Source organism: Pantoea sp. 22096 (assembly GCF_052045955.1).
GTDB lineage: Bacteria > Pseudomonadota > Gammaproteobacteria > Enterobacterales > Enterobacteriaceae > Pantoea > Pantoea alfalfae.
Genome location: NZ_JBQEPW010000001.1, coordinates 1,594,290 through 1,615,538 on the forward strand (window position 1 = coordinate 1,594,290; position 21,249 = coordinate 1,615,538).

The window sequence follows — 21,249 nt, forward strand, 5'->3', positions numbered from 1 at the left end:
GGGCAAATACGCTAACTGTGCGCCTGCCAGTTAACTGAAACGCCCAGCGTTGGCAGTACCTCTTCCGGGCTGAAACGACGTGTTCCCCGATATTTTTCTGCCAGAGTGGGCTGAACAACCGGAATACGGATCGCAAACAGATTATCTTCTGACAGAATGAGCCCCGGCGTAAGCGGCTCATACACCACGCCGTGCTCCTCAAACATCGTCTCCAGCATCGGCGTTGCCGAACTGATGATGTACTCCATGCCGTTCAGCTCTGCCAGCTGTACCGCGTGCCAGAGAATGTTCAGCGGCAGTTCAGCGTCAACTTCCAGCCGTGCCGAGAAGCGCGACATCTCCCACACTTTCTCATGGCTGAAAGGCAGCACAATGCCCTCACTCTGCTCAGGTTCGAACCAGGGCATCAGACGCGCGCAGCCACTGATGCCCTCGCGCGCATTCCATGCGATTAGCCAGGTGACATCTGAACGATCGTAGCGATCATATTCCTGCCCTGGCGTGCTCAGGCGTGGGGGTATTGACCACCCTTCGCCGCGCGCAAAAACGCTATAACGGTAGCTGCCGAGTTCGGCAAGCAAAGAGGATGGCATATCCTTTAATTGCGTTTGCACTATTTTCATCATGCGCCTCTGACATCCCCATATTTGCAATGATTTCTTTGCGCCAGCCCGGCAAAGCCCCGGCGCAGGGTAGACAACAGACCTGTACAAAGGAACTGCCAAATGTAGCAGTTGTATTATGTTCAAATCAGTCCGATTGCCGCTGCATAGCAGGCAATCTGCGTTTTATTGGAAACATTGAAACGCTTTTGCATATTTTTCTGGTGAAAGTTAACGGTATGTTCAGAGATGGATAAAATAAGTGAAATTTCGACCGCCGTTTTTCCTTCGGCTGTCCATTTCAGAATTTCCAACTCGCGCTGACTAAACGTTTTTCTTAGTACCATCATTGCATCATCGTTAAAGCGTTCCAGCGTATCCAGGCTTAGTTCCGCTAAAAGGTGTAGTTTCACCTCCAGCTCAGCATGGCGGAGCTGGACAGAAATGGGCTGTTGCGACGATATAGATAATATACCAATGACGCGATTTGGTGCCATTGCGGAGCAAGAAAATCCGCTCTGGAGCCCATACTCTCTCGCCTCCTGCCAAAGATTGCCGGCGTCAGCGAACTGTTCCTCTATCCAGGCCATCCCTCTGCCCGGTCGCTGACACAATGTGAGCACCGGATCGACAGCGTAATAATTCTGCTTCTCATAACGTTTAACCCATAATTTGGGATAGGTGCTATGTAAATGAAAACGCGGCCGGGTAAATGGCACCGGATGCTGAATCAAAAAGGCAAAATAATCGAAGCCTAATGATTCAGTAAACTGTTGCAATAACGTCTTCAATTCAGAAGAAGCCGTTAACGCCTGAAATTTTTCTTTCACCTCATTTCGCCAGGCGAAATAGTTTTCAGTACTCATATTGCCTCAGCGTTAATTTTCACTCGCCCTTCCGGTATTATTCATTCGGATTCATCGGATAAATTTAATTAATCTTAGAAAATTAATTTATCGTTGAGGTGAATCCTTCACCCTAAACAGCGCATAATGCCATTCAACGTTATGGCAGAGTGAAAAAATGCCCCTGCCCCTGTAATGTGAGGCCAGCCACAGCAATTTCAATCACCTCAGGAGAATAAGATTTTTCTGATAGAAATTCAATCCCTGCCAATGAATCAATTTCATCTCAGATGTTGAAAAGCTGCCGGGAATATTGAATCGGTCTACGGGATGTCGAGTAAATAATGTGTAAACAATGCGTTAATTGCGTCCTAATAAGCGAAGCGGCAGCCGAAAATTGCTGGCATATTTTTTATCAGGAAATAAGCTCTGCTGTTCAGGCGATACCGCATTCCTGTGCACAGTCTCTCTACACGGAAGCACGCGCCTCTCTGACCGGAAAAGCTAACAGGTGCGCAGACTACATCTGCCGCCTCTCAATGCTGATTCAGCTCCCTTTGCCTTAGCTATCCGACAGGCGTAGCGAAGAGTTGTTTAATTAGAATATTCTGCCCGACAGCAATCACTACCGGACAAATTGCCCCGCTCAACCCTTAAACAATTTTTCACTGAGAATAATCTGAACCGAAAGCAACGTATTAAAGAAAATCAGCTTTATTTATCTCCTGCCTGCACATAATGCGTGGTACAGATCACTATTTATGCTGACAGTATGTTATGGCAGCAGTACGCTCAACGCTGGCTCTCTTTTAGTCACGAAAATCACGATAACGATAGTCACGCAACAAAATCACTAAAAAAATCCAAGGTATAATCCCCGATCGTTATTTAATTCTGCACACTTTATCGATGCAGTTAATTTCCCTTAATTCACTTTGCAGCATCGTGAATTAATTTCATCCTGACGTTGCTCGCACTGTCCAGATGAGGCGGCGAAACTTTACGGCTGATTGCATTTATGGGCACTTTTCTGTTGTCACTTGCGGCCCTGAAAAAGGCTGCCTGATCAGCCGCCTGATTTGTTGCTACTCATTGTCAGGTATGTCCGCGCTGGCAATGATAACTGGTTTGGTTTTTCCCTTACCGGCAGTTTGATTCTTAATCAAACACGGTATTAATCCTGCCTGATGATTTATCGGCAGTAGCCCGCGCCACGCATACCCAGATGAAAATGTGAGGCGTGCGCGGCGTTGTAGTCCGGTCCCAGCACATTGCCGAATACGTCACAGCCGCCACGCCACAGCGTGTGCAGCATGGCCGCTTTCTCTTTTGGCTGTTGCCAGTGACGACTGACCTCAAGCCGCTGGTCATCAGCCAGCTGGAAGCCGGTCACATCCCAGGCCTCTGCGGTGGCATGCTCACTGAGCCGCCCCTTTGCGCGATGATAAATATTACGACAGGCATAGCTGCCGACATGGGTAATTCGTACCAGTGGACTGTGCATATCCCGGGCAATCTGTTCCCGGCTGCGGAGGGCATACATGGTGCTGGCGACGGCCATTGGACAGCTGGCGAGAAAGCTGCTGCTGAGGCTGACCGGGCCAAATTTCTGAATTCGCAGTGGATGGCTGATCGGACAGTTGCCCGTGACAGCAGGACGCTCGCTGAAACTGACCCAGCCTGCCTGTTGGGCATGACGCATCACCGCCAGACATTCGTCAGGATTCTGGGCCAGCCTTTTCATCTTTATCTGCGTCATCCAGCCTGGAGGATCGGTGACGGAGAGCGGTGTAAAGGGATTGAACTGCGGCGGGAGATGCTGCTTAAGCCAGGGTAAGCTGACCCATCCCAGCGCAATTAACAGCAGAAACAGGATAAGCGTGCGCATAATTCCCTTTGCAGCATAATGATTAATAACTAAAAAGTGTAGAAGCACATTCCGCTTCACGCAGTCTGCCTGACATAACGTGATGAATAATTACCCATACTGACGCAGGATTGAACGAAACTGCCCGTTATTACGGCTTGCGGGGCGTCAGGCTTCACAATTGATAAAAAAGCGTTACCCGATTCCGGCCCTCTTCCTCTATCTTATGCCCACTTGCCCCTCGGGCAGACTCGTTTACTAACAGCCAGCAGAGCTGACACAACATCAAGACAGGAAAGACAATTCTATGGTTGACCAATCTAAAGAAACCGCACGCGCGCACGACGCGCCCGACAAGCTACAGCGCAACCTGCATAATCGCCATATTCAGCTGATCGCCATAGGGGGTGCTATCGGTACCGGCCTCTTTATGGGTTCCGGTAAAACCATTAGTCTGGCTGGTCCCTCGATCATTTTCGTCTATATGATCATCGGCTTTATGCTGTTCTTCGTGATGCGCGCCATGGGAGAGCTGCTGCTTTCCAACCTTGAGTACAAGTCTTTCAGCGATTTTGCCGCGGATTTGCTTGGACCGTGGGCGGGCTATTTTACCGGCTGGACTTACTGGTTCTGCTGGGTAGTAACCGGCATCGCCGACGTCGTGGCCATCAGCGCCTATTTCCAGCTCTGGTTTCCGGGCTTCTCGATCTGGATGAGCGCCCTGCTCTGCGTGGTGGTTTTTCTGGCGCTGAACATCGCCACGGTTAAGCTGTTTGGTGAGATGGAGTTCTGGTTCGCGATAATCAAAATCGTCGCCATTGTTGCGCTGATCGTCACCGGGATTGTGCTGGTATCGATTCACTACCCTTCACCCGGTGGCGGCACCGCGGCGCTGAGCAACATCTGGGATCACGGCGGGATGTTCCCGAAAGGCCTCAGCGGCTTCTTTGCCGGATTCCAGATTGCGGTGTTTGCCTTTGTCGGCATTGAACTGGTTGGAACGGCAGCCGCTGAAACCCACGACCCACATAAAGTCTTACCACGCGCGATTAATGCAATTCCGTTGCGGGTCATTATGTTTTACGTGCTGGCGCTGATGGTGATCATGGCGGTAACGCCCTGGACCCAGGTTATGGCTGACCGCAGTCCGTTTGTTGAGATGTTCGTGCTGATTGGCCTGCCTGCTGCGGCGAGTATCGTTAACTTTGTTGTGCTGACCTCTGCCGCCTCTTCAGCCAACAGCGGCATCTTCTCCACCAGCCGTATGCTCTATGGCCTGTCGCAGCAGGGCGTCGCGAGCCGCGCGTTTGGCCGTCTCTCTGCCCGTTCGGTCCCGACTACCGGCCTGTTCTTCTCCTGTCTGTGTCTGTTACTCGGCGTGGCGTTGATCTACCTGATCCCGGATGTGATGAAGGTCTTTACGCTGGTCACCACCGTTTCAGCCATTCTGTTTATGTTCGTCTGGACCATCATTCTGTGCAGCTATCTGGCTTACCGTAAAAAGCATCCTGAGCGCCATGCCAGATCGGCCTTTAAGATGCCACTAGGCAAATTCATGTGCTGGGTCTGCATGGCCTTCTTTGCGTTTGTGCTGGTGCTGCTGACGTTGCAGGAAGATACACGCCAGGCCCTGATGGTGACGCCACTCTGGTTTGCGCTGCTGGGTGTGGGCTGGATGCTGCGTACGCGTCGCAGCCGCTAATCGCTGACAGCATGAAAAAAGCCCGGTCACCTGACCGGGCTTTTTTTTACAGGCGTTCACTGAGCGCAGAGAAAATGGCGGACAACGTGGGACGTTCATTAGGTAAGCGCTGCGGCCGGGGATCGGGCTGCTGAGGCGTGCCCAGACCAAAGGTGAAGGTATAGTTATCGCCTTCGCCCATGCGCAGGTCGGCAATCGTCGTCTGCCCGTCCTGCTCACGCAGCGCGTAGAAGCCGTGGCTGAACCAGGCAACACGTTCTGCATACCAGCTACCCCGGAAGGCGTCGAACAGTTCAGGATGACGCGGGTACCAAGCCACCTGCAGTGGCCGTGAGGGCGACAACAGCGACCAGTAAACTTCGCCATAGCGATCCGGCGTCATAATCACGCTGCGCCAGACCAGCGTATTAAAGGCCGTCGGCGTCACCAGCACTTTATTGTCCGGAATACCCTGCTCCGCCAGCGATGCGCTGATCTGCCAGCCTGCGACACCCTGAATGGCCACACTCCAGACCAGATAAAGCGTACTCAGCGCCAGGCCGATCCGGTTCCCACGCATGCCTTTGTCACCACGACGCCACAGCGCGACACTCAGCCCTATCAGCAGTGGCAACGTATAGAGTGGATCGACGATATAAATACTGCCGATGGCATAGGGATAATCGGTGATCGGCAGGCCAAGCTGGGTGCCGTACACCGTCATTAAATCAAGCAGCGGATGGGTAATCAGCGCCAGCCAGACGGCGGGCCACCAGTGCGACCACTTCACCCGCTGCCTGAACATTGCCGACACTCCCCACGCCATCAGAGGTGAGATCAATGTAAGCCAGAGCAGCGCATGTGTTTCCGTACGGTGCAGGGTCATGTTGCGTATCGCATCGCCATGGTCAATAAACACATCCAGATCGGGTAAGGTGCCGCAGACGCCGCCCACCAGCGCGGCCTGCCAGATCGGCACCCGACGTCCCATCACCGCAACACTGACTGAAGCACCCAACACCAACTGCGAAACAGAATCCATTGATTCACTCCGTCACCGAATTGTAAATGTGTCCTGAATTAGCGTACGCGAATCCCTTCAATGATCATGCGCTGGACGTTTTCGACGGTCTGATCGAAAAACGCCGGATCGCTGAGCGTCTGACCGGTCACGGCCTCAACCTGGGTGGCAAAGTCGGCGTAATGTTGCGTGGTGGCCCACAGCATGAAGATCAGGTGCTGTGGCTGTACGCCCGCCAGCCGTCCCTCATCAATCCAGCGTTCAATAATGGCTGCTTTGTCATCCACCAGTTGCTTGAGGTCGCCCGCCAGTTCCCCTTTCAGCAAGGGTGCGCCCTGAAGCATCTCCAGGCAGAACAGACGAGAAGCCTGAGGATGATCGCGCGACACTTCCAGCTTTAGCCGGATATAACGCCGGATGGCGACCAGCGGATCCTGGTCATGCGCCAGCGCGCGCAACGGGGCCAGCCAGACATCCAGAATTTGTTTCAGCACGGCCACATAGAGCACTTCTTTAGAGGGAAAATAGTAGAGCAGATTCGTTTTAGAGACATCGGCCCGTTCGGCCACTTTATCGAGGCTGGTGCCGTGAATGCCAAACTGTGAGAAGAAGGTTAAGGCCGCTTCCAGTATGGCAGCCCGCTTCGCTGCCACCGCACGCGAACGACGCGTTGGCTTTTTTTCATCGCTATTCACACGTTTACCTCATCCTTCTGGTGTCAGCGCATCATAGCAAAGGGATGAGTCGCTGCCCAATCCGCGCCCTGCACCTTTTTTGCTCAGCCTGCATGCAAAACGTGCAGTGAATTTTGACCAGATGGTCCGAAATGGACCAGTTACTCCACTTACCTCTTTCGGGTTAATTTTAACTGTTTGTTATTTATAAGAATAAAAAATGTGGCACACGATTTGCAGAATTGTGACTGAGCGCGGCTTATACGGACGTAGCAGGATGCAGTGCAGCGCGTGAAACACCTTTCCCCCATCGCAACGAGGTTTCACATGAAGATAGGCGTCTTTATTCCGATTGGTAACAATGGCTGGCTGATTTCGTCCAACGCGCCGCAGTACATGCCGACCTTTGAACTGAACAAAGCCATCGTGCTGAAAGCAGAGCATTACCACTTCGACTTTGCACTCTCGATGATCAAACTGCGCGGCTTCGGCGGAAAAACAGAATTCTGGGATCATAACCTGGAGTCATTCACCCTGATGGCGGGCCTGGCGGCCGTTACCTCTCGCATCGAAATCTACGCTACCGCGGCCACCCTGACGCTGCCACCGGCGATTGTGGCGCGCATGGCGTCCACTATCGATTCCATTTCAGGCGGTCGTTTCGGCGTTAATCTGGTGACCGGCTGGCAGAAACCTGAATATGAGCAGATGGGAATGTGGCCAGGCGATGAGTACTTCGGCAGCCGTTATTCTTATCTGACCGAGTACGTTACCGTGCTGCGCGACCTGTGGGGCACCGGAAAATCGGACTTCAAAGGTGAGTTCTTCACTATGAATGACTGCCGCGTCAGTCCACAGCCGCAGCGTCCGATGAAGGTGATCTGCGCCGGACAGAGCGATGCCGGTATGGCCTTCTCTGCTCAGCACGCCGATTACAACTTCTGCTTCGGCAAAGGGGTTAACACACCTGCTGCTTTCAGTTCAACTTCGATTCGCATGAAGCAGGCCGCCGAAAAAGCGGGCCGCGATGTTGGCTCCTACGTGCTGTTTATGATTATTGCCGCCGAAACAGATGAAGAGGCGCGGGCTAAGTGGGAACACTACAAAGCTGGTGCAGATGAAGAGGCGCTCTCCTGGCTCACCACCCAGAGTCAGCAGGATACCAAATCAGGCAGCGACACCAATGTGCGCCAGATGGCGGACCCGACCTCAGCCGTCAATATCAATATGGGCACCCTGGTGGGTTCATACGCCAGTGTCGCGCGGATGCTGGATGAAGTGGCGCAGGTAGAAGGCACGCACGGCGTGCTGCTGACCTTTGATGATTTCCTGGAAGGTATTGAGAACTTCGGCCAGCACATTCAGCCGCTGATGGCCTGTCGCAGCGCCCTGCTCGACGCACAGCAGGAGGTGGCATAATGAATACCGTTTATTGCGCCCACACGCCGGATGTTCCCCAGGTTGAACTGCCTGCTCGTCCTGAGCCGATCGCCTTTCCGCCTGGCCAGACGGCACTGATTGTTGTGGATATGCAGAACGCCTACGCCACCGAAGGTGGCTACCTCGACCTGGCGGGCTTTGATGTTTCCGCGACGAAGCCGGTGATTGCGAAGATCCATCAGGCGGTGACGGCGGCCCGTGCGGCCGGCGTTCAGATCATCTGGTTCCAGAACGGCTGGGACAGCGACTATGTTGAAGCCGGTGACGCCGGTTCCCCTAACTTTCACAAATCGAATGCGCTGAAAACCATGCGTAAACGGCCAGAACTGCAGGGTTCACTGCTGTCAAAAGGCGGCTGGGATTACGCGCTGGTCGATGAGCTGATGCCACAAGCCGGTGACATCGTGCTGCCAAAATCGCGCTACAGCGGCTTCTATAACACCCCACTCGACAGCATGCTGCGCAGTCGCGGGATCCGCCATCTGATTTTCACCGGCATCGCCACCAACGTCTGTGTGGAGTCGACCTTGCGCGACGGCTTCTTTCTGGAGTATTTCGGTGTGGTGCTGGAAGACGCCACGTATCAGGCTGGCCCGCCCTTTGCTCAGCAGGCAGCGCTGTTCAATATCGAAACCTTTTTTGGCTGGGTATCGGATGTCGATACCTTCTGCGAAAGCCTGAATGCCCGCTAATCCACTAAGAGGACGTCGCTATGCCGAAAAGTATTATTGTGCCACCAGGCACCACCACACCCATCGCCCCGTTTGTCCCTGGCACGCTGGCGGACGGCGTGATCTATGTTTCCGGCACGCTGCCATTTGATGGTGACAACAACGTGGTCCATGTGGGTGATGCTGCCGCGCAGACCCGTCACGTGCTGGAAACCATTAAAAAGGTGATTGAGACCGCTGGTGGCAACATGGCCGATGTGACATTTAACTCGATCTTTATCACCGACTGGTCGAATTATGCCGCGGTAAATCAGGTTTACGCCGAATACTTCCCCGGTGATAAGCCTGCCCGTTTCTGCATTCAGTGTGGGCTGGTCAAGCCTGACGCGCTGATTGAGATCGCCAGCGTGGCGCACATCGGCAAGCCGGAGGTCTGATGCAGCTGGATATTCTGGGCCTGCAAAATCCCGAAGCACCGACGCTGGTGCTCTCTTCCGGTCTGGGCGGCGTGGCGGGTTTCTGGCAGCCGCAACTGGCGGCGCTGACAGCACGCTATCGGGTCGTGCTCTATGACCAGCGCGGCACCGGTCGCAGCGCGGACAGCTTACCGGAAGGCTACAGCATGACGATGATGGCGGCGGAGCTGGCCGACGCGCTGGCGCAGCATGGCATCCTGCGATTCAGCCTGATTGGACACGCGCTGGGCGGTCTGGTGGGAATGCAGCTGGCGCTGGATTATCCGGATCGGATCGAACGGATCGTGGTGATCAACGGCTGGCTGACGCTGCATCCGCATACCCGCCGCTGCTTCCAGGTGCGGCAGGATCTGCTGCTCAATGTCGGCGTCGAGGCTTTCGTCCGCGCTCAGCCGTTGTTTCTCTATCCTGCTGAGTGGATGGCCGGGCATCAGACGCGTCTGGAGCAGGAAGACAGCCATCACGTCACGCATTTTCAGGGGATGGAAAATCTGATGCGACGGCTGCATGCCCTGATGAGCGCCGACTTCAGCGCCCGGGCTGCCGCCATTCCGCAACCGATGCTGGTAATTGCCAGCCAGGACGATCTGCTGGTGCCGTGGAGCTGTTCAACCGAACTGGCCGCGGCGCTGCCGAACGCGACTGAACAGATGATGGCCTGGGGCGGCCACGCCATGAGCGTTACCGACCCCGAAAAATTTAATGCCCTGCTGCTGCAGTGGCTGGATCAGACTGATGACGTGCAGCCGCTGCAGCGCGTCGCAGGATAACCCTTTCGCGGAGAAGACTATGAGCCTGGATACCCTTACCCCCGCCGTTGAGAAAACTGAGTTTCGTCATGCGATGTCGCGGCTCGGCGCTGCGGTCAACATCATCACGACGGAAGGCCCGGCCGGACGCGCAGGCTTTACCGCCTCAGCGGTGTGCAGCGTCACCGATTCGCCGCCAACGCTGCTGGTCTGCCTGAACCGCTCAGCCTCGGTATATCCGGTGTTCCACGAAAACATGCAGCTCTGCGTCAATACGCTGGCGGCGGGACACGAAGCGCTCTCCAGTCTGTTCGGCGGAAAAACGCCGATGGCTGACCGTTTTATTGCCGCTGAGTGGTCGACGGCCGTGACCGGCTCGCCGGTACTGAGCGGCGCAGTTGCCTCCTTTGACTGTCGCATTACGCAGATTGTCAGCGTCGGTACACATGACACGCTGTTCTGCGAAGTCGTGGGCATAGTGCGAAATGATGATACCCATGGCCTCATGTGGTTTGACCGGGGCTATCATCCCCTGATGCGGCAGGAAGCCTGATAACTCTTCCCTGAACCTTACCGGCATTCATCACGCTCTGGAGTAAACGATGGCACGATCCTGGTTTCCGCAATGGCAAAAGAAGTCGGCACTGACCGAAAACGGTATTATCGCCCCGGATGAAACACTGCCGCTGGGGCAGACGCTGGTGCTGGGTTTGCAGCATGCGGTAGCGATGTTTGGCGCAACGGTGCTGATGCCGCTGCTGATGGGGCTGGATCCCAATCTGGCGATTCTGGTCTCGGGTATTGGCACCCTGCTGTTCTTCTTTATAACCGGTGGTCGCGTGCCCAGCTATCTCGGGTCGAGCGCTGCCTTTGTTGGCGTGGTGATTGCGGTGACCGGCTTCAGCGGTCAGGGACTGAATCCCAACCTCAGCGTGGCGCTGGGCGGCGTGATCGCCTGCGGCCTGCTCTACACACTGATTGGGCTGGTGGTCATGAAGTCAGGCACGCGCTGGATTGAAAATCTGATGCCGCCAGTGGTGACCGGCGCGGTGGTGATGGCAATCGGGCTGAATCTGGCTCCCATCGCGGTGCATAGCGTCTCCGCCTCTTCATTCGACAGCTGGGTTGCGGTGATGACCGTGCTCTGTATCGGTCTGGTCGCAGTGTTTACCCGCGGGATGGTACAGCGTCTGCTGATTCTGGTCGGACTGATTCTGGCCTGGGCGATCTATGCGCTGCTGACTAACGTTCTGGGGCTGGGCAAGCCGGTCGATTTTAAGCTGCTGTCACAGGCAGCCTGGTTTGGCCTGCCACATACCACCGCACCGACCTTTGATCTGCAGGCGATGGTGCTGATCGCCCCGGTCGCGATCATTCTGGTGGCGGAAAACCTGGGACATCTGAAAGCCGTGGCGGGGATGACCGGCCGTAACCTCGACCCTTACATGGGACGAGCCTTTGTGGGCGATGGACTGGCTACGATGCTTTCCGGCTCGATGGGCGGCAGTGGCGTAACCACCTATGCTGAGAACATCGGGGTGATGGCCGTAACTAAGGTCTACTCCACGCTGGCGTTTGTCGCCGCAGCTATTATCGCCATCCTCGCCGGTTTCTCACCGAAGTTTGGTGCGCTGATCCACACCATTCCGGCCCCGGTGATTGGCGGTGCATCCATTGTGGTGTTCGGGCTGATTGCGGTGGCGGGCGCACGCATCTGGGTGCAGAACCATGTCGATTTAGGTCAGAACAGCAACCTGATTATGGTCGCCACTACGCTGGTGCTTGGCGCAGGGGATTTCTCGCTGAAAATTGGCTCTTTCACGCTTGGCGGGATCGGCACTGCTACCTTTGGCGCGATTATCCTCAATGCCATTCTGCGCCGACGCAGTGCGACACAGCAGGATAAACCGCTGGTGCGACAGCAGGGTTAACTACTCCAGCGGTGTCGCAGCAGGCTGCACCGCTTTTTTCCGTTTCAGCCGCAGTTCACTGACGATAACCCCGCAGACGATCAGCGCCCCACCCAGCAACGCCAGCGCAGGCAGTCGCTCACCGGCAATTCGCCCTACCACGCCCGCCCAGACCGGTTCCCCGGCATAGATTACCGTGGCGCGGGTTGGCGAAACGCTGCGCTGCGCCCAGTTCATGGTGACCTGAATCAGGGCGCTGGCCGCGCCCAGCCCCAGCGCGCTGAGCAGCAGCGGCGTTGAAATTGCGGGCACTGTTTCGCCATTGGGGATCATCAAAGCAAAGGCACACAGCGACGCCACCGCCAGCTGGATTAGCGTCACGCGGCGTACATCAACCTGACCGGCATAGCGGCTGATCAAGATAATTTCGGCGGCAATCGCCAGGGTGCTGAGCAGCGTCGCGATTTCACCTGCATTCAGGCTGATACGGCCATCCTGCGGCCCGGCCACCAGCAACAAGCCGGCAAATGCCAGCACAATCCCCAGCCACGACATTAACCCCGGCGGACGGCGTAAAAACAGCCACTGCAGCAATGGCACCACCGGAACATAAAGCGCAGTAAGAAAGGCGGACTGACTGCTGGAGATAGTCTGCATGCCCCAGGTCTGAAGACCATAACCTCCGGCGATAGACAGACCAATCAGTGCGCCCGCTTTCACTTCCAGCCAGGTCATGTCGGCCAGATAGCGGCGAAAAAAGAGCGCCAGCAGCAGTGCGGCGGTGGCAAAACGAAGGCCGACAAAGAAGAACGGGCCTGAGTGCTGCATCGCCCGATGCACCACCAGAAAGGTGCCGCCCCAGATCATGGTGATAAAAAGTAATACCAGCTCCTGCCGCGTCAGGCGCAGGGTTAAACTGCGGGATGTGTCCGACATAATTCACCTGATGATGTGTCCGGACGATATTGTGGGGAGAGCGAGGGGGAAAAGCAACGACGTTAACCGCCGGCCTTGACCGGCGGCAGAGTGGGATTATGCGTCCGTTTTTTTAGGACTGCTGCGCCCGCCCTTCTCACCGGCACGCGCGGCGCGCTGCGGATCGTTTTTGAAATTCCCACCGCTGTTTTTGCCCCCTTTACGTCCCGCTTCTGCGGCACGTTCACGGTTCTCAGCAAAATTCCCTGAACCTCCACGATGTGTTGCCATGATTTGCTCCTGTCGCATAGTGCGATAAATAAGAATGAAATAGCAGAGAGCTGACGGTCCGAAGCCGAATTCAACTCATGGTTAAATAATAGCCAGATTCTTCTTTAACTCCCGCGACAGTCACATTTAGCAACAGAGTAATCATCAGCAATTTGATTAAAGAACGAACATTCTGCCGACATATAACCGATTAGCTGCAGATTTCTTGCCCGACTCATCCACTGCGGAGTAAGCATCGCCTGCGTAAAGCGAAAGCTCTTCTATACTTTTCTGGACGTCAAAACCATCTGGAGAGACCTATGGCCAGGATTCTGGTGCTCTACTACTCGATGTACGGACATATCGAAACGATGGCGAACGCTGTTGCAGAAGGCGCTCGTCGGGTTCCCGGCGCGGAAGTGGATATCCTGCGGGTTCCTGAAACGATGGAGGCCGATCGCTTTGCACAGGTGGGCGGCAAAACCCATCAACAGGCAGCAGAAGCGACGCCTGAGGTACTGCCGCAGTATGACGCGATTATCGTCGGTACTCCGACCCGCTTTGGCAACATGTCCGGACAGATGCGGACGTTCTGGGATCGCACTGGTGGTCTCTGGGCGTCAGGCGCGCTGTTTGGCAAGGTTGCCAGCGTCTTTACCTCAACCGGTACCGGTGGCGGTCAGGAACAGACCATTACCTCGGTCTGGACCACACTGGCGCATCACGGCATGGTCATTGTGCCTATCGGCTACGGCACCAAAGAGTTGTTCGATATCTCACAGGTTCGCGGTGGCACGCCATATGGTGCGACCACGCTGGCGGGCGGCGATGGTTCGCGTCAGCCGACTGAAGCGGAACTGAATATTGCCCGTTTCCAGGGTGAACATGTTGCCGGACTGACAGTGAAACTGCAGGACTGATTTAAACAAAGGAGAAAAGTATGTCTACTGAACAATCGAAAGCACATCACGTTGGCGAATGGGCCAGTCTGCGTCATACCTCCCCTGAAATTGCCGAGGCCATTTTCGAAGTGGCGAATTACGATGAGAGACTGGCAGAAGAGATCTGGCGTCAGCAAGGCAGCGATGACGTGCTGATTCGTGCCTTTGAAAAAACCGATAAAGATCTCCTGACCTGGGATGACAAGCCCGTAGAACGTAAGAACGTCTGATTCAGGGGCGGGACTTTCCCGCCCTCAATTTTTTTACCTCACCAAGGAGTACGCTATGTCTTCCTATCAAAGCATTAATCCCGCGAACAACCAGTTGCTGAAAAGCTGGCCGTCACATGATGAGGCCGCCGTCAGCCATGCCCTGGATGTGGCCGATCATCTTTTCCACTCCTCATGGAGCAAAGGTGACATTCAGCCGCGTCTGCAGGTGCTGAAAAAACTGGCTGACCTGATTGATAGCCGCGCGGAAGAACTGGCCACCATCGCCAGTAAAGAGATGGGGAAACTGATTGGTCAGAGCCGTGGCGAAGTGAAAATCTGTTCGCAGATTGCCCGCTACTACGCAGAGAATGCGGAACGTATTCTGCAGCCGCAGTCCTATCCCAGCGATCTGGGCGAAGCCTGGATTGAGTATCACCCGATTGGCGTGTTAGTCGCTGTCGAGCCGTGGAACTTTCCTTACTATCAGCTGATGCGCGTACTGGCTCCTAACCTGGCGCTGGGTAATCCGGTACTGGCGAAACACGCTAACATTGTGCCGCACTGTGCCGATGTCTTTGAAAAGCTGGTGCGTGAAGCAGGTGCGCCAGAAGGCGCCTGGACTAACCTGTTCATCTCTACAGATCAGGTCGCCGATCTGATTGCTGATGATCGGGTTCAGGGTGTTGCCCTGACCGGTTCCGAGCGCGCGGGCAGTGCCGTGGCTGAGCAGGCCGGTAAGCATCTGAAGAAATCGACGCTTGAACTGGGCGGCAATGACGTGTTTGTGGTGCTGGATGACGCCGATCTTGATGAAGCCGTCCGTCAGGGCGTGCAGGCGCGTCTCAGTAACTGCGGCCAGGTCTGTACCGCCGCAAAACGTTTCATTCTGCATGAGAAGATTGCCGACCGCTTTATCAGCCAGTTCAGCGCCGCGCTGAGTTCTGCCACACTGGGCGATCCACTGGATGAGAAGACCACCCTTGGCCCACTCTCTTCTGCTGACGCGCGCGACCGCCTGGTGAAGCAGGTAGACGAAGCCGTAGCGAGTGGCGCAAAACTGGTGACGGGCGGCAAAGCTGTTGAAGGAACGGGCTGCTTTTATCAGCCAACCATTCTGACTGGCATTACCCCGGACAACCCCGCCTATTATGAGGAGTTCTTTGGTCCTGTCGCGCAGATCTACGTTGTGGGTGATGATAACGCAGCTGTGGCGCTGGCAAATGACTCGCACTACGGTCTGGGTGGCTCAGTCTGGACCCGTGACATTGCACGTGGTCGTAAACTGGCTTCTGCCATTGAAACCGGTATGGTGTTTATCAACTCCCAGAGCGATACCTCTGCTGAGCTGCCGTTTGGTGGTGTGAAACGTTCAGGCTATGGTCGTGAGCTTTCTGATCTGGGCATTAAAGAGTTTGCTAATCAGAAACTGGTTGTCGTAGCGGGATAATCGTCCTGCAGCCATAAAAAAACCCCGTCTCGACGGGGTTTTTTCGTATTGGCCGTAAAGCGCAGTTACTGTGTGGCCACAGCCGCTGACGTTGAATGGTCATCTTTCGCGGTTGCAGGCGCGTTTGCGGCGTCAGCTTTGTCAGTCGTGGCTTTATTATCACTGGCTGATTCTGCTGCATTGTCAGCTTTCGCTTTCTCAGCAGCGGCTTTTTCTGCTGCTGCTTTGTCAGCTTTTGCCTTTTCAGCCGCAGCTTTCTCGGCTGCAGCCTTATCCGCTTTTGCCTTTTCTGCTGCAGCTTTCTCGGCTGCAGCCTTATCCGCTTTTGCCTTTTCTGCGGCAGCTTTATCCGCTTCAGACTTCTCAGCGGCAGCTTTATCGGCGTCAGCCTTCTCTTTGGCTGCGGTCGCTTTATCCGCTTCAGCCTTATCAGCAGCAGCGTCATTCGTCGCTGCGGCTTTCGCACTGTCGTCGTCAGACTGGGCTGCCGGTTGTGGTGCCGCCGCTGGCTGCATTGGCGTGCCCTGCAGCGCAGCATTCAGCACCTGAGAGAACTGATCCCAGCTGCAATAGCCGTTCGCATCGGCCTCACAACCCGCCAGTTGCAGCGTCACGCGCTTCGGCGGGTTTTTCAGGCTCAGTACATCCGCATTGCGCAGCTGATCGGCGGTCTGATAGACATACTCCACCTTGAGCAGGTCTTTATCGTTTTTCGCATCATGCCAGCGTTCGAAAACAACCTGACCGCCAATCGGCGTTTTTTCGAAGGTGTCAGGCAGGTCATAAGGCTTGACCTGTAACGCACTCAGCAGCGAGGCGATGTTCGAGTCATGGCCGACCATCAGCATAATTTTCGGCGCGTTAGCTTTGTCCTGATCCACTAACTGACTGCGAATGTAATCCACGAGCGGTGCAGCCACTTCACGGGAAACATCCGGGCTGGTGAATAGCGCATCCTGATAACCATTTTTAATGGCTGACAGCTCTTTCCACTGTTCAGGCGTTTTGATCTGCCCCCAGGCAACCTGCTCCAGCGGGAAGCCTTCATAATATTGCAGCGTGAAAGCATCCATCAGCGAATTACCCACTTTCAGTGGACCGCTGACACCAGGCTCTTTACCATTTTCAGCGCTGAAGGTGTTCTGACCACTGCTGAGGTCGCACTGCTTTTTATTGTTACAGGCAGGCGAATTTTTGTAGTCGACAATCTTTTCCAGACGCTGGAAGGCGGGTTTTAGCGGCAGTTTTTCATTGGCGGCGGCCATGGCGGCTAACGCTTTTTTATTGAAGGCTTCGCTGTCATCGGTGATGACCGGATTGAAGACAGGATCCATGGAGCCCATTTCATCCTGATGCGTGACGGCAACGTCACAGCCTGGGAAGGCACCATTGACAAAGAACTGCGCGGTAGCGACAGTGCGCTGCAGGCTGTTCGCGTAAACAAAGACATTATTGCTGTCAGGACAGCTGCCGTTCTTTACCAGGCCCTGCTGTGCCAGCCACTGACGGGTGTAGTTACCCATGTAAACTTCCAGCACGCCACCTTTCGTGGTCAGCTGTCCGCCGGGAACATCCCACTGCGGCCAGCTCTTTTTGGTCGACTGCTCCAGCACGCTGCCATTATCCGCCAGCGGCGCGCGCAGATTGTGACGGCTTACCATCAGCACCTGTTGCAGCTGCATATCGCCATCAGCAGCAAATGCTGCCGTTCCGACCGGCAATGCAGCGAGCACTGACAATGCGCAAAGACTCAGTTTCTTGATCATTGTGCCTATTCCATTCATTCAGTAAAGAAACACTCAGGCTATCAACCGATTAGCTCGCCTCAGAGCGATGTATTTAACAGTGTAACTCAGCTCGCCTCAGAAAAGCGCCAGATGTTTGCAAAAACAGTGAGTGGACTATAGCAGAGATGCATAGGGCAGATGAATGTGCAGCCGCACGTCATCAGAAGAGGCGTAATTTTTCAGACTGGAGGAAGAAACAGGAGTGGCAGAAACGAAACAGGCCAGCACTATGTGCTGGCCTGTAAAATGTGGCGGAGGAGGAGAGATTCGAACTCTCGGATGGTTTCCCATCGGCGGTTTTCAAGACCGCTGCCTTAAGCCGCTCGGCCACCCCTCCGTTTTGAAACTGTACTGCTTCGGTAAACTTATTGATTTTACCGCTTTATTGCCCGTGGCAGATAAAGTGGCGGAGGAGGAGAGATTCGAACTCTCGGATGGTTTCCCATCGGCGGTTTTCAAGACCGCTGCCTTAAGCCGCTCGGCCACCCCTCCGCAATGACGCGCACTATAAACATCCCGTTTAGCGATGTAAAGCGTCTATCTGTCTATTCGCCTGAAAAACAGCCAGATTGTGATTTTTCGCTGTGAAAATCGCCACTCTGCTCAAACAATTAGCAGAATAGCGCGTAAAGAAGGGTAAAACGCCTTTTCCCTCTTTAATGGCCTGCGTATTCTCGGCACATATTTAGTGTTCTGCTTAAAGGAGCGCAACATGGAAAGAATTGTCACCTCATCGCAGTCTTCACTGCTGTCAACGCACAGAGTTCTGCGCAATACCTATTTTCTGCTGGGGCTGACCCTGGCCTTTTCCGCGGTGACGGCGACAGCCAGCACCCTGCTGGCCCTGCCTGCGCCTGGTCTGATCCTGATGCTGGTCGGCTTCTATGGCCTGATGTTTTTAACCTACCGTCTGGCAAACAGCCCGATGGGGATTCTGGCCGCGTTTGCTTTCACCGGCTTCCTGGGATATTGCCTGGGTCCTATCCTGAGTTCGTTCCTGACCGCAGGCATGGGCGACGTGATCGCGCTGGCACTGGGTGGTACGGCGCTGGTGTTCTTCTGCTGTTCTGCCTACGTGCTGACTACCCGTCGTGATATGTCTTTCCTGGGCGGCATGATGATGGCTGGTTTTGTGGTGCTGCTGGTGGCGGTGGTCGCGAATATCTTCCTGCAGCTGCCTGCGTTGCATCTGGCTATCAGCGCCCTGTTCATCCTGTTCTCCGCTGGTGCCATTTTGTGGGAGACCAGCAACATCATCCAGGGTGGCGAAACCAACTACATCCGGGCGACGGTCAGCCTCTATGTTTCGCTCTATAACATCTTCGTCAGTCTGCTGAGCCTGCTGGGTTTTGCCCGCAGCAACTAACCGGCAGTGACAGTCACCCTTTGAAACCCCGCTTCGGCGGGGTTTTTGCTTTTACTGCCCGCCAGGTTTGCTAAACTGCGCCGTCATTTACAGAGAGGACATCACGTGAATTTTAACGGTAACGAAATCGCCGTCGATGCCGAAGGCTATCTGAAGCATACTGCCGACTGGAGTGAGGCGCTGGCGGCGCACATCGCGGAACAGGAAGGGCTTACTATGACTGAAGCGCACTGGGAGGTGGTCCATTTTGTGCGCGCGTTTTATCTGGAATTTAACACCTCACCCGCCGTGCGAATGCTGGTAAAGGCAATGGCGCAGAAGTATGGGGAAGAGAAAGGCAACAGCCGCTACCTGTTTCGCCTCTTCCCGGAAGGACCCGCTAAACAGGCGACGAAAATCGCCGGTCTGCCTAAACCGGCGAAATGTCTGTAATTAACCGGTTTTGAAATCGCGGGGCGGTTCTGCGGGCTGATGTGGCTCCACCAGCACCTTATCCACGCGCGCACTGCGAGGTCCGCCCGCTTTAATCCAGGCAATCAGCGCTTCAACCTGATCCGCCTCGCCCCAGGCCAGCACCTCGACGCTGCCGTCATCCAGATTTCGCGCGTACCCCAGTACGCCCAGGGTTCTGGCTTCAGCCTGCGTACTGTAGCGAAACCCAACGCCCTGGACGCGGCCATGAACCCATGCTTTAAAACAGGCTGCTGACATGATTCTCTCCTGCTGCTGTTCGTTGCAATTTCCCGTTATCCACCGGACAATGGCGCCTCATTTTTTCAGGTAAGCATAGCAAACTATGACAGTCAGATTGATTCTCGCAAAGGGACGTGAAAAGTCCCTGCTCCGTCGCCATCCATGGGTCTTTTCAGGAGCCGTTGCACGTCTGGAAGGTAAAGCGCAACTGGGTGAAACCATTGACGTGTGTGACAGCAACGGTAAATGGCTGGCGCGTGCCGCTTATTCACCCGAGTCGCAGATCCGCGCCCGCGTCTGGAGCTGGCAGGCCGATGAATCCATCGATATCGCCTTCTTTGTCCGCCGTTTTGAACAGGCGCAGCAGTGGCGCAAATGGCTGGCGGCCCGCGATGGTCTGGATAGCTATCGCCTGATCGCCGGTGAATCAGATGGTTTACCGGGCGTTACCATTGATCGCTTTGGCAACTTTTTAGTACTTCAGCTGCTTTCAGCAGGCGCGGAATATCAGCGCGCGGCGATCATCACTGCCCTGCAACAGTGCTTCCCTGGCTGTGCCATCTATGACCGCTCTGACGTCGCTGTTCGTAAGAAAGAGGGCCTGGAACTGACGCAGGGCACCGTCACCGGTGAACTTCCCCCGCCTCTGCTGCCGATTACCGAGCATGGCATGAAGCTGCTGGTTGATATTCAGGGCGGTCATAAAACCGGCTATTACCTTGATCAGCGTGACAGCCGTCTTGCCACGCGTCGTTACGCCCAGGATGCCCGCGTGCTTAACTGCTTCTCTTATACTGGCGGCTTCGCGGTTTCTGCATTGATGGGCGGCTGTAAAGAAGTGATCAGCGTGGATACCTCACAGGAAGCGCTGGACGTTGCCCGTCAGAACGTTGAACTGAATGAGCTGGATCTTTCCCGCGCGCACTTTGAACGTGATGATGTATTCAAATTGCTGCGCCGTTATCGTGACAGCGGGGAAAAATTTGATCTGATCATCATGGATCCGCCAAAGTTTGTCGAAAACAAAAGCCAGTTAATGGGTGCCTGCCGCGGCTATAAAGATATTAATATGCTCGCCATTCAGCTACTTAACCCGGGCGGCGTGCTGCTGACGTTCTCCTGTTCCGGTCTGATGGCTACCGATCTGTTCCAGAAGATCATTGCCGATGCCGCACTGGATGCTGGTCGCGAAGTGCAGTTTATTGAGCAGTTCCGGCAGGCATCGGATCATCCGGTTATCGCCAGCTATCCGGAAGGTCTCTATCTGAAAGGTTTCGCCTGCCGCGTGATGTGACTTGAAAAATCAGCTCCTGCCCCCATATTGGAAAGAGAGCTTTTTTTTCGGAGGTCACTATGATTGCCAGTAAATTTGGTATTGGTCAGCAGGTTCGTCATCGTCTGTCCGGCGTACTGGGCGTTATCGTCGATGTCGATCCTGAATACTCGTTAGATGCACCTAAAATTGAAGATGTTGGCGCGGAAGAGAAAATGCGCACCGCACCCTGGTATCATGTGGTGATGGAAGATGAGGAAGGCGATCAGGTTCATACCTATGTTGCCGAAATTCAGCTGTCCGGTGAAACCAGCATTGAGCATCCTGAGCAGCCATCAATGGATGAGCTGGCGGCGTCAGTACGTCAGCAATTACAGGCACCTCATCTGCGGCATTAATCTGTGGCGGC

At 54.9% G+C, this 21,249-nt stretch carries 23 protein-coding genes and 2 tRNA genes; 14 read left to right on the forward strand and 11 right to left on the reverse strand.

Features of this window, described 5'->3' with window-relative positions; all coding sequences use genetic code 11:
- Nucleotides 1–11: 11 nt before the first annotated feature.
- The 3 genes from ACTJKZ_RS07490 to ACTJKZ_RS07500 all read right to left on the reverse strand — a co-directional run bounded on the left by ACTJKZ_RS07490 (nucleotide 12) and on the right by ACTJKZ_RS07500 (nucleotide 3,335).
- Nucleotides 12–623 (reverse strand): acyl-homoserine-lactone synthase, encoded by a 612-nt coding sequence (locus ACTJKZ_RS07490; protein WP_161733856.1) that lies wholly within the window; start codon nucleotides 621–623, stop codon nucleotides 12–14.
- A gap of 122 nt (nucleotides 624–745) precedes the next feature.
- On the reverse strand, nucleotides 746–1,468 hold the full coding sequence (gene sdiA, locus ACTJKZ_RS07495) for a transcriptional regulator SdiA (RefSeq protein ID WP_222924209.1): 723 nt from the start codon (nucleotides 1,466–1,468) through the stop codon (nucleotides 746–748).
- Between the two features lie 1,171 nt (nucleotides 1,469–2,639).
- Complete coding sequence (locus ACTJKZ_RS07500; RefSeq protein ID WP_440829418.1) at nucleotides 2,640–3,335, reverse strand: extensin-like domain-containing protein; 696 nt, start codon at nucleotides 3,333–3,335, stop codon at nucleotides 2,640–2,642.
- 286 nt (nucleotides 3,336–3,621) lie between these two features.
- Here ACTJKZ_RS07500 and cycA point away from each other — a divergent pair, with 286 nt between their 5' ends.
- On the forward strand, nucleotides 3,622–5,016 hold the full coding sequence (gene cycA, locus ACTJKZ_RS07505) for a D-serine/D-alanine/glycine transporter (RefSeq protein ID WP_440829419.1): 1,395 nt from the start codon (nucleotides 3,622–3,624) through the stop codon (nucleotides 5,014–5,016).
- A gap of 46 nt (nucleotides 5,017–5,062) precedes the next feature.
- Here cycA and ACTJKZ_RS07510 read toward each other — a convergent pair whose 3' ends face one another.
- Both ACTJKZ_RS07510 and rutR read right to left on the reverse strand, forming a co-directional pair.
- A complete protein-coding gene (locus ACTJKZ_RS07510; RefSeq protein ID WP_222924211.1) occupies nucleotides 5,063–6,037 on the reverse strand; it encodes a metal-dependent hydrolase in 975 nt (324 codons plus the stop codon).
- Between the two features lie 38 nt (nucleotides 6,038–6,075).
- Nucleotides 6,076–6,711 (reverse strand): HTH-type transcriptional regulator RutR, encoded by a 636-nt coding sequence (gene rutR / locus ACTJKZ_RS07515; protein ID WP_033732203.1) that lies wholly within the window; start codon nucleotides 6,709–6,711, stop codon nucleotides 6,076–6,078.
- 306 nt (nucleotides 6,712–7,017) lie between these two features.
- On the opposite strand from rutR, the gene rutA reads away from it, so the two are divergent.
- From rutA to rutG, 6 genes are read left to right on the forward strand one after another with little or no spacing between them, the layout of a single operon-like run.
- Nucleotides 7,018–8,109, forward strand: a complete 1,092-nt coding sequence (gene rutA / locus ACTJKZ_RS07520) for a pyrimidine utilization protein A (protein WP_161736430.1) — start codon at nucleotides 7,018–7,020, stop codon at nucleotides 8,107–8,109.
- Nucleotides 8,109–8,822, forward strand: a complete 714-nt coding sequence (gene rutB / locus ACTJKZ_RS07525; RefSeq protein WP_161736431.1) for a pyrimidine utilization protein B — start codon at nucleotides 8,109–8,111, stop codon at nucleotides 8,820–8,822. Before rutA ends, rutB begins: the two co-directional genes overlap by 1 nt.
- Nucleotides 8,823–8,842: 20 nt before the next feature.
- Nucleotides 8,843–9,238, forward strand: coding sequence for a pyrimidine utilization protein C (gene rutC, locus ACTJKZ_RS07530; RefSeq protein WP_161736432.1), 396 nt, complete (start codon nucleotides 8,843–8,845; stop codon nucleotides 9,236–9,238).
- A complete protein-coding gene (gene rutD / locus ACTJKZ_RS07535; protein ID WP_161736433.1) occupies nucleotides 9,238–10,047 on the forward strand; it encodes a pyrimidine utilization protein D in 810 nt (269 codons plus the stop codon). The genes rutC and rutD overlap by 1 nt, the downstream gene beginning before the upstream one ends.
- A gap of 19 nt (nucleotides 10,048–10,066) precedes the next feature.
- Complete coding sequence (rutF, locus tag ACTJKZ_RS07540; protein WP_253421542.1) at nucleotides 10,067–10,579, forward strand: NADH-dependent FMN reductase RutF; 513 nt, start codon at nucleotides 10,067–10,069, stop codon at nucleotides 10,577–10,579.
- Between the two features lie 49 nt (nucleotides 10,580–10,628).
- On the forward strand, nucleotides 10,629–11,957 hold the full coding sequence (gene rutG, locus ACTJKZ_RS07545; RefSeq protein WP_260057831.1) for a pyrimidine utilization transport protein G: 1,329 nt from the start codon (nucleotides 10,629–10,631) through the stop codon (nucleotides 11,955–11,957).
- Here the strand turns inward: rutG and ACTJKZ_RS07550 are convergent, their stop codons facing one another.
- Nucleotides 11,958–12,872, reverse strand: coding sequence for a DMT family transporter (locus ACTJKZ_RS07550; protein ID WP_253421539.1), 915 nt, complete (start codon nucleotides 12,870–12,872; stop codon nucleotides 11,958–11,960). It abuts the gene before it with no gap.
- 96 nt (nucleotides 12,873–12,968) lie between these two features.
- Entirely contained in the window at nucleotides 12,969–13,142 is a 174-nt protein-coding gene (locus ACTJKZ_RS07555; protein ID WP_161736437.1) for a general stress protein, read from the reverse strand.
- A gap of 299 nt (nucleotides 13,143–13,441) precedes the next feature.
- Between ACTJKZ_RS07555 and wrbA the strand changes: the two genes are divergently transcribed.
- From wrbA to ACTJKZ_RS07570, 3 genes are read left to right on the forward strand one after another with little or no spacing between them, the layout of a single operon-like run.
- Complete coding sequence (gene wrbA / locus ACTJKZ_RS07560; RefSeq protein WP_161736438.1) at nucleotides 13,442–14,041, forward strand: NAD(P)H:quinone oxidoreductase; 600 nt, start codon at nucleotides 13,442–13,444, stop codon at nucleotides 14,039–14,041.
- 20 nt (nucleotides 14,042–14,061) lie between these two features.
- Nucleotides 14,062–14,292 (forward strand): YccJ family protein, encoded by a 231-nt coding sequence (locus ACTJKZ_RS07565; RefSeq protein ID WP_003850006.1) that lies wholly within the window; start codon nucleotides 14,062–14,064, stop codon nucleotides 14,290–14,292.
- A 55-nt stretch (nucleotides 14,293–14,347) separates the two neighbouring features.
- Nucleotides 14,348–15,721 carry an NAD-dependent succinate-semialdehyde dehydrogenase gene (locus ACTJKZ_RS07570; RefSeq protein WP_440829420.1) on the forward strand — a complete coding sequence of 458 codons (1,374 nt, stop codon included), beginning with the start codon at nucleotides 14,348–14,350 and terminating at the stop codon, nucleotides 15,719–15,721.
- 65 nt (nucleotides 15,722–15,786) lie between these two features.
- Here ACTJKZ_RS07570 and agp read toward each other — a convergent pair whose 3' ends face one another.
- The 3 genes from agp to ACTJKZ_RS07585 all read right to left on the reverse strand — a co-directional run bounded on the left by agp (nucleotide 15,787) and on the right by ACTJKZ_RS07585 (nucleotide 18,000).
- The gene (gene agp / locus ACTJKZ_RS07575) at nucleotides 15,787–17,487 is read right to left on the reverse strand and encodes a bifunctional glucose-1-phosphatase/inositol phosphatase (protein WP_440829421.1); all 1,701 of its coding nucleotides are present in this window, start codon (nucleotides 17,485–17,487) and stop codon (nucleotides 15,787–15,789) included.
- A 270-nt stretch (nucleotides 17,488–17,757) separates the two neighbouring features.
- Nucleotides 17,758–17,845: transfer RNA gene (locus ACTJKZ_RS07580), tRNA-Ser, on the reverse strand.
- 67 nt (nucleotides 17,846–17,912) lie between these two features.
- Nucleotides 17,913–18,000 (reverse strand) — tRNA-Ser (locus ACTJKZ_RS07585).
- 220 nt (nucleotides 18,001–18,220) lie between these two features.
- Between ACTJKZ_RS07585 and yccA the strand changes: the two genes are divergently transcribed.
- Nucleotides 18,221–18,874, forward strand: a complete 654-nt coding sequence (gene yccA / locus ACTJKZ_RS07590) for an FtsH protease modulator YccA (protein WP_090962424.1) — start codon at nucleotides 18,221–18,223, stop codon at nucleotides 18,872–18,874.
- A 105-nt stretch (nucleotides 18,875–18,979) separates the two neighbouring features.
- A complete protein-coding gene (tusE, locus tag ACTJKZ_RS07595; protein WP_161736441.1) occupies nucleotides 18,980–19,306 on the forward strand; it encodes a sulfurtransferase TusE in 327 nt (108 codons plus the stop codon).
- Here tusE and yccX read toward each other — a convergent pair whose 3' ends face one another.
- Nucleotides 19,307–19,585 (reverse strand): acylphosphatase, encoded by a 279-nt coding sequence (gene yccX / locus ACTJKZ_RS07600; protein WP_161736442.1) that lies wholly within the window; start codon nucleotides 19,583–19,585, stop codon nucleotides 19,307–19,309.
- An 85-nt stretch (nucleotides 19,586–19,670) separates the two neighbouring features.
- On the opposite strand from yccX, the gene rlmI reads away from it, so the two are divergent.
- On the forward strand, nucleotides 19,671–20,861 hold the full coding sequence (rlmI, locus tag ACTJKZ_RS07605) for a 23S rRNA (cytosine(1962)-C(5))-methyltransferase RlmI (RefSeq protein WP_440829422.1): 1,191 nt from the start codon (nucleotides 19,671–19,673) through the stop codon (nucleotides 20,859–20,861).
- A 59-nt stretch (nucleotides 20,862–20,920) separates the two neighbouring features.
- Nucleotides 20,921–21,238, forward strand: coding sequence for a heat shock protein HspQ (gene hspQ, locus ACTJKZ_RS07610; protein WP_161736444.1), 318 nt, complete (start codon nucleotides 20,921–20,923; stop codon nucleotides 21,236–21,238).
- The last annotated feature ends 11 nt before the right edge of the window (nucleotides 21,239–21,249 follow it).

Bases quoted from the DNA above. Each gene is read 5' to 3' on its own strand.
- ACTJKZ_RS07490 (WP_161733856.1), bottom strand. From the start codon at position 623: ATGAAAATAGTGCAAACGCAATTAAAGGATATGCCATCCTCTTTGCTT.
- sdiA (WP_222924209.1), bottom strand. From the start codon at position 1,468: ATGAGTACTGAAAACTATTTCGCCTGGCGAAATGAGGTGAAAGAAAAA.
- ACTJKZ_RS07500 (WP_440829418.1), bottom strand. From the start codon at position 3,335: ATGCGCACGCTTATCCTGTTTCTGCTGTTAATTGCGCTGGGATGGGTC.
- cycA (WP_440829419.1), top strand. From the start codon at position 3,622: ATGGTTGACCAATCTAAAGAAACCGCACGCGCGCACGACGCGCCCGAC.
- ACTJKZ_RS07510 (WP_222924211.1), bottom strand. From the start codon at position 6,037: ATGGATTCTGTTTCGCAGTTGGTGTTGGGTGCTTCAGTCAGTGTTGCG.
- rutA (WP_161736430.1), top strand. From the start codon at position 7,018: ATGAAGATAGGCGTCTTTATTCCGATTGGTAACAATGGCTGGCTGATT.
- rutB (WP_161736431.1), top strand. From the start codon at position 8,109: ATGAATACCGTTTATTGCGCCCACACGCCGGATGTTCCCCAGGTTGAA.
- rutC (WP_161736432.1), top strand. From the start codon at position 8,843: ATGCCGAAAAGTATTATTGTGCCACCAGGCACCACCACACCCATCGCC.
- rutD (WP_161736433.1), top strand. From the start codon at position 9,238: ATGCAGCTGGATATTCTGGGCCTGCAAAATCCCGAAGCACCGACGCTG.
- rutF (WP_253421542.1), top strand. From the start codon at position 10,067: ATGAGCCTGGATACCCTTACCCCCGCCGTTGAGAAAACTGAGTTTCGT.
- rutG (WP_260057831.1), top strand. From the start codon at position 10,629: ATGGCACGATCCTGGTTTCCGCAATGGCAAAAGAAGTCGGCACTGACC.
- ACTJKZ_RS07550 (WP_253421539.1), bottom strand. From the start codon at position 12,872: ATGTCGGACACATCCCGCAGTTTAACCCTGCGCCTGACGCGGCAGGAG.
- ACTJKZ_RS07555 (WP_161736437.1), bottom strand. From the start codon at position 13,142: ATGGCAACACATCGTGGAGGTTCAGGGAATTTTGCTGAGAACCGTGAA.
- wrbA (WP_161736438.1), top strand. From the start codon at position 13,442: ATGGCCAGGATTCTGGTGCTCTACTACTCGATGTACGGACATATCGAA.
- ACTJKZ_RS07565 (WP_003850006.1), top strand. From the start codon at position 14,062: ATGTCTACTGAACAATCGAAAGCACATCACGTTGGCGAATGGGCCAGT.
- ACTJKZ_RS07570 (WP_440829420.1), top strand. From the start codon at position 14,348: ATGTCTTCCTATCAAAGCATTAATCCCGCGAACAACCAGTTGCTGAAA.
- agp (WP_440829421.1), bottom strand. From the start codon at position 17,487: ATGATCAAGAAACTGAGTCTTTGCGCATTGTCAGTGCTCGCTGCATTG.
- yccA (WP_090962424.1), top strand. From the start codon at position 18,221: ATGGAAAGAATTGTCACCTCATCGCAGTCTTCACTGCTGTCAACGCAC.
- yccX (WP_161736442.1), bottom strand. From the start codon at position 19,585: ATGTCAGCAGCCTGTTTTAAAGCATGGGTTCATGGCCGCGTCCAGGGC.
- rlmI (WP_440829422.1), top strand. From the start codon at position 19,671: ATGACAGTCAGATTGATTCTCGCAAAGGGACGTGAAAAGTCCCTGCTC.
- hspQ (WP_161736444.1), top strand. From the start codon at position 20,921: ATGATTGCCAGTAAATTTGGTATTGGTCAGCAGGTTCGTCATCGTCTG.